Annotated in this window: 8 protein-coding genes; all 8 read left to right on the forward strand. The window is 36.6% G+C overall.

The features are described 5' to 3' along the window. Positions 1–220 precede the first annotated feature (220 nt). The 8 genes from AAEU33_RS06015 to AAEU33_RS06050 all read left to right on the forward strand — a co-directional run bounded on the left by AAEU33_RS06015 (position 221) and on the right by AAEU33_RS06050 (position 12,536). Positions 221–3,271: a reprolysin-like metallopeptidase gene (locus AAEU33_RS06015; RefSeq protein WP_345991412.1), complete on the forward strand. Its 3,051-nt coding sequence runs from the start codon at positions 221–223 to the stop codon at positions 3,269–3,271. 134 nt (positions 3,272–3,405) lie between these two features. After that, positions 3,406–5,529, forward strand: coding sequence for a methylmalonyl-CoA mutase (gene scpA / locus AAEU33_RS06020; RefSeq protein WP_345991413.1), 2,124 nt, complete (start codon positions 3,406–3,408; stop codon positions 5,527–5,529). Between the two features lie 59 nt (positions 5,530–5,588). Then, positions 5,589–6,095 carry a hypothetical protein gene (locus AAEU33_RS06025; protein WP_273650079.1) on the forward strand — a complete coding sequence of 169 codons (507 nt, stop codon included), beginning with the start codon at positions 5,589–5,591 and terminating at the stop codon, positions 6,093–6,095. A gap of 556 nt (positions 6,096–6,651) precedes the next feature. Then, positions 6,652–8,043: an RtcB family protein gene (locus AAEU33_RS06030; RefSeq protein ID WP_345991416.1), complete on the forward strand. Its 1,392-nt coding sequence runs from the start codon at positions 6,652–6,654 to the stop codon at positions 8,041–8,043. 77 nt (positions 8,044–8,120) lie between these two features. After that, the gene (locus AAEU33_RS06035; RefSeq protein WP_345991418.1) at positions 8,121–8,666 is read left to right on the forward strand and encodes a hypothetical protein; all 546 of its coding nucleotides are present in this window, start codon (positions 8,121–8,123) and stop codon (positions 8,664–8,666) included. A gap of 1 nt (position 8,667) precedes the next feature. After that, positions 8,668–9,366 (forward strand): peptide chain release factor H, encoded by a 699-nt coding sequence (prfH, locus tag AAEU33_RS06040; protein ID WP_345991420.1) that lies wholly within the window; start codon positions 8,668–8,670, stop codon positions 9,364–9,366. Beyond that, positions 9,353–9,838 (forward strand): hypothetical protein, encoded by a 486-nt coding sequence (locus AAEU33_RS06045; protein WP_273650071.1) that lies wholly within the window; start codon positions 9,353–9,355, stop codon positions 9,836–9,838. The genes prfH and AAEU33_RS06045 overlap by 14 nt, the downstream gene beginning before the upstream one ends. 97 nt (positions 9,839–9,935) lie before the next feature. Then, entirely contained in the window at positions 9,936–12,536 is a 2,601-nt protein-coding gene (locus tag AAEU33_RS06050) for a T9SS-dependent M36 family metallopeptidase (RefSeq protein ID WP_345991422.1), read from the forward strand. Positions 12,537–12,566 lie beyond the last annotated feature (30 nt).

Raw genomic sequence — 12,566 nt, forward strand, 5'->3', positions numbered from 1 at the left:
GTTAAACCGAAAGATCAATCTTTCGGTTTTTTTTGCGCGAAAAAATGTGTAATTATTTAATTTTTTTTGCATTTATGGTTTATTTTTTTAATATCAAATGTATAAGGAGGGGTTAAATTGATGCTTTAGTTGATTATTAACTTTTTTGATGTGTTATTAGTATTTTTTGTTTTTATTTTTGTTGAAATGCTTAACGTTTTTATTAAAATAAATGTAATTTATGAAAAAGAAAGTTCTACTTATTTGTGCACTAGCTGCTGGACTTACCAGTAGTTATGCTCAAAGATGGGAATCCGTATCTCAAAAGACTTCCCAGTTACGAAAAGAAGTAGAGGTTAAATATGCTTATAAAGTAGATTTAACTTCGCTTAGAAATTTATTAAAAGATGCTGTTGAAACAGGAAACAATGCCAAACCTGTTGTTATTAATTTGCCTACCGTAGAGGGAAAAATTGAAAAGTTTGCTGTGTACAGTAATCCTGTTATGGAGAAATCTCTGGCAGATAGATATCAGTTAGGTTCATATGTTGGGGTAGGTATTGATGATCCTTCCAAATATGTAAGATTCAGTACCTCGCCGACTGAAATGCAATCTATGATTATTAAGGATGGCGTATTTCAATTTATAGAACCTATTTCTACAGATAAGCAGACATATGGAGTCTTTTACAAGACCAAGAGGACTGAAGGAGATCATGGGTTTGAATGTACAAGTGAGGAAAAGAGCTTTAAAGATATAAAGACGCTGGAGGGTAACGGAAAAAAAAAGCTTTCTAGTGTAGGAATTACAAGTAGACCTTCCAGTACAAAGTATAGAACATATAAGCTTGCACTGTCTGTTACAGGTGAATATACCCAGCATTTTGGCGGAGTACCTGGTGCTGTTGCACAGATGAATACGACGATGACTCGTGTAAACGGAGTATTTGAAAAAGATTTTGGAGTTAAATTAATTGTTCAGGATTTGCCAACAATTGTTTATAGTGACCCTGCTACAGATCCATATTCTTCTGCTGCTGCTGGATCGGGAGGAGCTTGGAACTTAGAATTACAAAATACTTTAACAGCCAATGTAGGAAATGCTAATTATGATATTGGACACTTATTCGGAGCTGATGGAGGAGGGGGAAATGCAGGGTGTGTTGGATGTATTTGTGTAGATCCGTCGACTGCAGAGCCAGAAGGTAAAGGTTCCGGATTTACTTCTCCTTCAAATGGAAATCCAAGTGGTGATACTTTTGATATCGACTATGTTGCCCATGAAATGGGGCATCAGTTAGGGGGAAACCATACTTTCTCAAAAAGCACTGAAGGTTCAGGAGTGAATGTAGAACCTGGGGGTGGAACAACGATTATGAGTTATGCAGGAATTACACAGGACAATGTACAAATGAATTCCGATGCTTATTTCCACTATGCTTCAATCAATCAAATACTAACAAATCTTGAAGGTAAGCCGGCGGCTTGTGGTGTATCTCAAGATATTACAACGAATACTCCACCTGTAATTTCTCCTCTTATATCTTATAGCATTCCAAAAGGAACAGCATATTATTTAGATGCAGTAGCAACAGATGCTCAAAATGACCCATTGAAATATACATGGGAACAATATGACAGTGTTGATGACTTCGCTTCAATTTCAGGAGATAGTGGATGGGGATACAATACTCAGGGATCCTTAGCAAGATCTTTCTTTGGAACAGCAAGTGGAAGAAGATATTTTCCAAGTCTGCCTTTAGTAATGAATGGTACTCTTACCAATAAAGCAACATGGGAAACAGTTCCTTATGTGCCTAGAACTTTACACTATGCAGTGACAGTAAGAGATGAGAATAGTGTAAGACCAATGTTATCTTCTTCTGAGACTACTGTAACAGTTGGTAATGATGGACCATTTAAATTTAACGGATTAACTGCTTCCTCGGTATTATATAATAATGCTTCAAACACGATCCAATGGGAGGTGGCTAATACCAATGCAGCTCCTTATAATGTTACCAATGTGAAAATAGACTATACAACCGATAACGGAAATACATGGACTGATCTGGTAGCTACTACTCCCAATACAGGCAATTATTCCGCACAAATGCCAAGTAATTTAACAGGTGCTGTTAAGTTTAGAATATCAGCAATTGGAAATATATTTTATGCGGTGTCTCCTCAGGTTACTATTGGAACAGCCCCTACATCAACGACTAATGCTCCTACAGGAGTTTTCGTACTGTCTTCTGAAATTTTAAAGACCACGGCAAGAGTTTCTTGGAACAGTGTTCCCGGAGCTAATTCTTATTCTATTAACTATAGAAAAGTTGGTGAAGTAAATTGGGCTAATGCGTTAAGTAATACTAATTCTGTTTCTTTAACAGGTCTCGAAGACGAAACCAGTTATGAAACCCAAGTTGCAGCTGTAGTAAACAATGTACCTGGAGCATTCTCTACGAATTATACTTTCAAAACGAAAGGTTTAAGAACAGGAGTTGACTACTGTTTGATGACTACGGGGGGGAATAATCTTCTTGCGCCTTACTATAGCGGGCTTATTCAATTGAATCTGGCTAATGTTAATTATTTCTCAGGTAACTTGAATACTGCAGCTAGAACCTATTTGGATTTTAGTGAAGATGCCAGTAAATTAATCAACTTAACAAAAGGTACTCAATATACTATTTCATTTAGAAATTTAGGTCATGGTCTTGGAACTTATAATGACTGGTTAGAAATATGGATTGATTACAATAGAAATGGTACTTTTGAAGCCTCAGAAAAGATAGGATCTAGTGGTGCCGTTCCTGTTTATAATGCTGCAAATGATCTTAATTTCCATGATGGGACGATTGTATTTACGGTACCTGCAACTGCCTACTCAGGTGACAAAACATTAAGAATGAGAGTGGCAAGTACTTTCTTTAATCCTGCCACTGGACCATGTGGTACTTCCTCTATTCCGGTAGGTGGCGGTGGAGTAATTTCAACGGGTTCTTTTAGGGACTTTTCTGTGAAAATTACAGGAGCACTTGCTGTGGATGAAGTAAAAGGAACAAAATCTGAAATTGAGATTTATCCAAATCCTGCCGATACCTTTGTTGAAGTTAAAAATCTTAAAGGTAAAGCAGATTACAAGATCTACAGCGCTGAAGGAAGACTAGTACAAAGCGGTAAACTGGAAGGTCAAAGAATTAATGTAGCTTCACTTATTAAAGGAATGTATGTTATTACCATTACCGGTGAAACTAAAACATACAGTACAAAGCTGATTAAGAAATAATAAAGTTAAAAATTAGATCGGAGCCGGACAATTGTCCGGCTTTTTATTTGGCTATTGATTTTAATAACAGGTATTTAAGTGTAGTTTCATGTTTCATTCAAAAAAATTAACTTTACGGGGATAAAATTATTGAAATGCGAAAGACAATTTCTGTAAGAAAACTGGATCTGGATATTTTGCCTAAAGAAGGTGAGATTTATAATTTCGAAAAGGATGGGTTAGAATTAAAATCATCCTACACCCATGAAGATGTTAAAGATAAAGCTCTTACAGAGACATCTCCCGGAATTTCACCTTATTTAAGAGGGCCGTATTCAACGATGTATGTTCAAAAACCTTGGACAATACGTCAGTATGCCGGATTTTCTACCGCTGAAGAGTCTAACGCATTCTATAGAAGAAACCTGGCAGCAGGGCAAAAAGGATTGTCTGTAGCATTTGATCTTGCCACCCACAGAGGATATGATTCCAATCATGCAAGAGTTGTGGGAGATGTTGGGAAAGCCGGGGTTGCCATTGATTCCGTTGAGGATATGAAGATTTTATTCAATGAAATCCCTCTGGATCAGATTTCGGTTTCCATGACGATGAACGGTGCGGTCTTACCAATCTTATCGTTCTATATTGTTGCCGCAGAAGAACAAGGGGTTCAACAGGATCAGCTCTCAGGAACCATTCAGAATGATATTCTGAAAGAGTTCATGGTAAGAAATACGTATATTTATCCGCCTACCCCTTCCATGAAGATCATTGCGGATATCTTTGAATATACATCTAAATACATTCCCAAATTCAATTCTATTTCGATTTCTGGTTATCATATGCAGGAAGCGGGAGCAACCCCTGTTCTTGAAATGGCATATACATTGGCAGATGGTTTGGAATATGTAAGGACCGGAATTAAAGCCGGAATGAATGTGGATGATTTTGCCCCAAGACTTTCTTTTTTCTGGGCAATAGGCATGAACCATTTTATGGAAATAGCTAAAATGCGTGCTGCAAGATACATCTGGGCTAATCTTTTGAAACAGTTCAACCCTCAGAATCCAAAATCTTTAGCGCTGAGAACCCATTCTCAAACATCAGGATGGTCACTTACAGAGCAGGAACCTTTTAATAATATTACCCGGACTGCTATTGAAGCATTATCTTCAGCATTAGGAGGAACACAATCCTTACATACCAACGCATTGGATGAAGCGATTGCTTTACCTACAGATTATTCAGCAAAAATTGCCAGAAATACCCAGATTATTTTACAGCAGGAAAGCGGAATTTGTGATGTGGTGGATCCGATGGGAGGAAGCAATCTGGTGGAAAGTCTTACCCAGCAGATGATTGAGGAGGCAATGAGGTATATCGATGAGGTGGAACAGGAAGGAGGAATGACGAAAGCAATTGAGGCGGGAATTCCTAAAATGAGAATTGAGGAAGCGGCAGCCAGAAAGCAGGCAAAAATAGATAGCGGTGAGGAATTTATCATAGGTGTCAATTCATTTAAATCAGCTCTAAAACAAGAACCTATCGAGATCCTCGATATTGATAATACAGAAGTTAGAAGAAAACAGATTGAAAGACTGGACTCCATCAAGCAAACAAGAAATGGAGAAGCTGTTGAAGAGATCATAAATGAGATCAGGGAGAGCGCAAAAACAGGTAAAGGAAACCTTTTAGCTTTATGTATTGAAGCGGCAAGAAGAAGAGTGACACTTGGTGAAATGAGTGATGCGATGGAAGAAAGCTTTGGAAGATACAAAGCCAATATCAGAACAATTTCAGGAGTATATGCAATGAATGCGAGTAAAAATGAATATTTCGAAAAAGCTCTTCATCTCACTCAAAAATTTGAGGAAGAAGAAGGACGTCGCCCAAGATTAATGGTTGCCAAAATGGGGCAGGACGGACACGATCGTGGTGCTAAGGTAGTGGCAACAGCATTTGCCGATATGGGATTTGATGTGGATGTAGCTCCTTTATTTCAGACTCCGGAAGAAGTAGCCAAACAAGCTGTAGAGAATGATATTCATATTTTAGGAGTGTCTTCTCTCGCAGCAGGCCATAAAACCCTCGTTCCACAGGTCGTGGAAGAATTAAAAAAATTAGGGGCAGATGATGTAACGATTGTAGTAGGTGGGGTTATTCCTCAGCAGGATTATGAATTTCTTTACGCAAACGGTGCAGACTTTATTTTCGGCCCCGGAACCAATCTTCCTAAATGCGCTGTAGAGATCCTGGATAAGTTTCTAAACAAAAGTTAAATATTTTAATATTGGCCATTGTTGTATGGTTTTTGCACTTTTAAGTGAAAAATTTAGATATGGCTTATACAGTAATTTCAATATTCCCTGCTAATGCAGATGTAGAAGGAATAAAAAAAGAACTACAGAATCAAGGATTTAAAGAAGCGGATATCATTGTTTCAAAATCAAAATTAGAAAACGGAACATCGGCAGATGATTACGAAGAAGATGAGAAGACAAAAAGTTTTTGGGACCATATTTTTGTAAATGAAATAGAGCTGCTTACAGCTTATAGAGAAGGAAGTATAGGTAAAATTAATATAATCGTCTATACGGAAAATATAGAGGATGCAAGAAAAGCAAAGGTCATTTTGAATGAAAGTGGTGCTATAGAAGTTAAAAAAGAAGCACAGAATACGGATCAATCAACAGATAAAGATACTGCAGGTTTACCTGAAGACGTTTATAAAGGGATCATTGCTAAGGCAAAACACAATGTTTATTTTCTGGACCCGGAAAGAGTATACCGTCCTAACAGTAGAGGCATGGATGCAAGAATGGATACTTTCGGCTCTAAAGATTAAAGTAATACATGCAGATAAAAAGCTTCAACAGGTTTCCTGTTGAAGCTTTTTAATTTTTAAAAATTTATAATTAAATGATTACTTTTCAGAAAATTGTATATATTTGCACCTGAAAATAAAGTTTAACCAATTTAAAACAACGAAGCAAATGTTCAAATTTCAAAAGAATTCTACAGTTGGATTGCCCCTTATGGTGGTAAGGCTTCGTGGTTTGGTACACTCATAGAACAATAGTATATTGAAATATCATAACCCGGAGTCGTATAGATTTCGGGTTTTTTATTGCGCAATATTTCAAACCTAAGTTTCCCCGAAATCTTTTAATCATTTTTTTGTCTTCCAAATAATTTTGGAGAAATGAAATTTCATTAATACATAGAAATTTTTATTCAATCCGTTTTACTGGAAAGGCTACAATAGGATCATTCAGACGGAAGAAAAATCTCTGTCTGGTTATGATGTTATTACAAATCAACTAAAATAATAGTTGAATGGTGTCTGTATGCTTAGAAGTCTATGACTCAGTATCTGGCATCTCATAACTAAATTTAAAACAATGGGAAATTTAAAACTTAAAGGAAAAGATATATTAAAATTAGGCTATCCAAATAATCAAAGTGTCAATATAGCTTTGGAAGTCATGAAAAGAAATTTTGCAACAAAGAATATCCATTATGTTAAAGCACTTTTAAAAGAAATTATGCTTCATCCGGAGAACTTTGAGAAAGATTTGACCTTCGGACAAATTGCAGAGGCCTTACTTTCTTCAAAAAAGACAGAAAAGAGAATGCTGAATACACAAAGAGCATCATTTCAGATATTTGGTAACCATATTTCTGAAGAAGCAAAGAATCAGTTATATACTGCTTTAAAATTACCAATAGCAACTCAGGGAGCCCTGATGCCTGATGCACATAGTGGTTACGGACTTCCCATAGGAGGAGTGCTTGCCGTTGAAAACGCAGTGATTCCTTATGGAGTGGGAATGGATATTGGCTGTAGAATGAGCCTTAGTATTTTGGATACACCTATTTCATATCTGGACGGCGCTAAAGATAAATATGAAAAAGCGTTGGCTGATCATACCAAATTCGGGATGTATGAAACCCATAAATCTCATATTGAACATGAAATCTTTGATCGTGATACATTTGATTTAATTCCTATTTTAAGGAGATTAAAAGGAAAAGCAATCAAGCAAATGGGATCTTCTGGCGGGGGAAATCATTTTGTAGAATTTGGGGAGGTTGAAATTACAGAGGAAGAAGTACAGATAGGTCTGCCAAAAGGAAGATATCTGGGTATTCTTTCACACAGCGGTTCGCGTGGATTGGGAGCGGAGATAGCACAGTATTATTCAAGGGTTGCGATAGAGCAATGTCCTTTGCCTAAAGAAGCTCAAAATTTTGCATGGCTGGATCTGAATACCCATATGGGACTTGAATACTGGACAGCAATGAACCTTGCAGGAGATTATGCTTCAGCATGCCATGATGATATTCATAGAAGGCTTGTAAAAGCCGTAGGAGGAAGAGTGAAAGCAAGAATTGAGAACCACCACAATTTTGCATGGAAGGAAATTCATAATGGAAAAGAAGTAATTGTCCACAGAAAAGGGGCTACTCCTGCCAATGAAAATGAGCTGGGAATGATTCCCGGATCTATGACAGCAAAGGGATTTATTGTTCGTGGAAAAGGAAACCCTGATGCGCTCAATTCTGCTTCTCATGGTGCAGGAAGAGCGTATTCCAGAGGAGAGTGCAGGAATATGTTCACCCAAAATGATATTAAAAAAGAGCTCAAGCTAAAGAATGTTGTGCTTATGGGTGGAAATGCAGAAGAAGCTCCTATGGCATATAAAGACATCAATGAGGTCATGAACGCACAAAGCGGATTGGTGGATATTCTGGGAACATTTCAACCACGGATCGTGAGAATGGATAAATAATCAAATGATAGTTTTTAGTTGTCAGGTAAGAAATTTAGCTGGCAACTATTAACCCTCAATTTTATAAAAAAAGAGAAATGGGAGCACCACATAATATAAAAAGATACGGCGAAGTCTGGCCGGAATTTAGAATTCAATACGGACTTGAAATTTTAGAAAAATTAAAAAATAAAATCATTTTATCGGGAGGCTGGGCCTGGCACTTTATGTCTGAAAAAGGGCATACAGAGTATAAACACGCCCATGATCATAAGGATATTGATGTTTTTGTAAAGAAAGAAGATGTTGCGGATGTGGTAATGCTGCTTGTGAAAGAAGGCTTTCAGAAGGTATGGACGCGATATGACCATCTGCCAAGTGAGGAAAATTTTAGGAGATACGAAAAAACAATAGAATTGGAAAGCGGGAAGTTCCATAGAATTACCATCGATTTTTTTGAAAGGGATGACCTGGAAACCATATTAGCCAATGGATTTACGGTAGTAAAGCCTGAAGTGTTGCTTACTTTTTACAAAAATATTCATTCCAGTGACAAATGCTGGGCAGTGATAACCGCCAGGGATTTGTTGGAAAAAGGAATTGATACAGTGGGGCACCCCAGATTAAGTGAAATACCAAAATAAAATGGACAAACTTATACAAATCACTTCAGGAAGAGGACCTTTAGAATGCCAATGGGTAGTTGCTAAAGTTTTGAAAATATTCCTTCAAGAAATAAAACAGGAAAAAATACAATACGAAATCATCCACAGGGAAAACGGGGATGAAAATCTGACCCTAAAATCGGTTACCCTTCTTTTAAAAGGAAAGGATACATCCGGATTTTTAAAAAACTGGTTGGGAAGTATCTGTTGGAGCGGAAGAAGTACCTTTAGAAAACTGCATAAACGAAGCAACTGGTTTATTGGAATCTTTGAAATTGAAAATACTCACGAAGTGGGTTTTAGCGAAAAGGATATTCAGTTCCAAACGACAAGAAGCCAGGGAAGCGGAGGGCAAAATGTCAATAAGGTAAATACTGCGGTAAGGGCTACCCATATTCCGACAGGAATAAGTGTTTTTGCACAGGATTCAAGGTCGCAGTTGGAGAATAAAAAACTTTCTGTTATGAGATTAAAAGAAAAAGTAATGGAATTAAATATTCAACAAATGGCCAATAGGATGCAGGAAACCTGGACCCATCATCTGCAGGTACAAAGGGGAAATCCTATCCGTACTTTTTCAGGGACGGATTTTAAACATAATTATAAAGATAAATCCTTTAAAAAAACAAGGAGCAGTCTTAAGAATGAACTTAAAAATTTAAAAAATGACCTTAACTAAAAATAAATATTATTTTGAAGCATTGGATAACTATCCATATAATCTTCCTTCTTGTCTGGAAGCTCTGAACTATGCTTTATCCTACGATCCGGAAGACGCCGACAGCCTTTGCCTGATGGGGAGAATATACAGTGAAATGTTAACAGATTATGAAAAAGCAAAATTATATTTTGCAGAGGCAATGTTTCATAATGTTTCAAATCTTAATACTCCCCAATATTATATTAAATGTCTTTTAGATAATGAAGATCTTGATGAGGCAGAAAAATTGATTGAGTACGCTTTAAAGATCAAAGGGATTGATAAGTCCAGAATATTAATTCATAAATCTTTATTGTTTGAGATCAGATTGGAATATAGGAAAGCTTTGAAACCATTAAAAGAAGCCAGAAAATACAGCTATAATAAGGAAATGATTGATATTCTTGAAGAACGGGTTAAATTTATTAAATCAAAAATGCCGAAAAAATAAAGAATTTGAACATAAGAGTATTTTTTTGATTAAAAGCAGTGTTTGCATTAAGGATATTCTGTAAAAATTGTATATTTATTGCTTAAAAATTATATTTATGAGTAAAAAATTATTTTTATTGCCTGTGTCTGTGGTGATGCTTTTTTGTTTTGATAAAATGAACGCTCAGAATTCTGAAAATATCATTCATGATTTTTACAAAAGAAATGGACAGCTAAATTTAAAGAGCGGTAATAATAGCCAGGTTGGGATTGAGATTTTAAATAATGATTCTTCCAAAAGTTTGAACGCTAATATTTTGGATGTTCAACAAACTTACAATGGACTTAGGGTTTATAATGCTTTAGGCAAAATCATTATAAAAAATGATAAGATCATTTCCGAAAAAAATACCTTTAGTAGAAATATTGTTATTGCTAATCAGCCAAAAGTTTTGAAAAGCCTTTCAAAGGAGTTTCTCAAGCAGCAATTGGGATTACGCGAAATCGCAAACATAGATTATTTGACAGATGTATATTTTGAGAAAAATGGATTATATATTTTATCTAAAGAGTTATTTGTTTCAGATAAAAATACGTCAGATGTTTGGCATGTAATTGCCAATGCGAGTAGTGGAGAAATACTTAGTAAGGATAACCTGACACTTGATTGTAGTTTTGAACGGAATATCCATCCGCACGAAGCCTCTAACGGATTGGAGGCAACTGAAAAGATGAATAATGTACAAATGCTTCAAGGAGTGGCTAATAAAATCCCAAATACAAAGTTGGTTAATAGCTTGTTTCCTCCTTCCAATGCTTCCTATAATATTTTTCCTTTACCTCTGGAAGCTCCCACATTTGGTTCTCGTTCAACTATTAATAATCCATGGGATGTACAAGCATCTCCCGAGGGATGGCATTCGGATGGGACAAATAATTACACAAACACGAGAGGAAACAATGTTTATGCCTATTCAGATCAAAATAATGCCAATGTTCCAGGATATTCACCAGATGGAGGAAGCACGCTTAATTTCGATTTTCCTTTTGCAGATGGAAGGTATGATGATCCTTTTGCCTACAAAGACGCTGCTATCACCAATTTGTTTTATATGAACAATAAAATGCATGATATATTTTATAAATTCGGATTCACAGAAACGGCGAGAAACTTTCAGACGAATAACTTTAATAATGGTGGAATAGGGAATGATGCCGTGAGAGCAGAGGCTTTTGATGGAAGTGGACTTAACAATGCTAATTTTAGTTCAGGTTATGAAAGGGTTGTTGGAGGGCAGCCCCAGGTTTTAGCGCCAAGAATGCAGATGTATCTTTATGATAGAACACAGACTCCTGATGATCCTATCATAAGGTATCAATACAACACTCCTGCATCAATTACTAGCAGACCAAAAGTATTAACAGGTGGAGCAGGATTTGGACCGGTTTTTGGCCCGCCAGTGACAGGAGACCTCATTGTTTCATCACCTACAGATGCATGTACAGCGCCAGCGCCGGGTAGTCTTACAAACAAAATTGCAATTGTAACAAGTACAAGTTGTGAGTATGGTCTCAAAGTATTGAATGCTCAGAATGCAGGTGCTGTTGGTGTAATAGTCTATAGACCTTCTAATGATACTCCCACAAGCATGGGTGCTGGATCCTATGGATCTCAAGTCAATATTCCTTCTATAAACATTGGGAAAACAGAGGGGCTTTTTCTGGTTGGAGAGCTTAACAATGGCAATGCTATTAATGCCACATTGGACTTTGATTATGATGGATTTAAACATTCGAGTTTTGATAACGGAATTATTGCTCATGAATACGGTCATGGTATTTCAAATAGATTAACCGGTCAGGGATACAGTTGTCTATCGACAACTAATACCATTGAACAAATGGGGGAAGGATGGTCAGACTACTTTGCCTTGATGCTGACTACAAGACCAGGTGACACATCATCCTTAGCAAGAGGTGTAGGAACTTATCCGAAAGGGCAGCCAGTTACAGGAGTTGGGATCAGACCGGCTAAGTATTCTCCGGATTTTTCTGTAAACGGGTATACATATAATAGTACCAATACTGCTGTAGTTCCTCATGGTGTAGGATTTATTTGGGCTACCATGCTCTGGGATCTTACCTGGAAGTATGTTGAAAAGTATGGATATAATAGTGATGTATTGGCAAACCCAACATCCGGTAATGCAAAAGCATTACAGATTGTGGTTGATGGGCTTAAGCTGCAACCATGTAGTCCAACCTTTATTGATGGTAGAGATGCTATTCTTCAAGCTGATGCTATAGGAAATGGAGGAGAAGATAAATGTATGATTTGGAAAGCATTTGCCAAAAGAGGATTAGGAGTAAATGCTTCTGCGGGAAGTAAAACGGTGGGAACTGATCAAGTAGAAGATTTTACTATTCCATCGGACTGTGATAGTGTGCTTGCAACTAAGGAAAGTAACCTTGCCAATAATCAATTTATTATATTCCCTAATCCTACTTATGATGAGTTCTTTGTTGGAAATATAAATAAATCAAAAGATGAAGTGGAAATAAGGGTATTTGATATGTCGGGAAAAGTGGTGATTACTGATTCAAGAATGCCAGAATCTAAAAAAGCCATTTCTACAAAAAGTTTTCCTAAAGGAGTATATATGGTTCATATTAAACAAGGACTTAAAAGTCAAATTGAAAAGTTAATTGTAAAGTAAAAAACAATTGTTAAGATTAGAATAAGGTTG

Origin of the sequence: Chryseobacterium sp. Chry.R1, assembly GCF_039645525.1 — a bacterium.
Classification (GTDB): domain Bacteria; phylum Bacteroidota; class Bacteroidia; order Flavobacteriales; family Weeksellaceae; genus Chryseobacterium; species Chryseobacterium proteolyticum.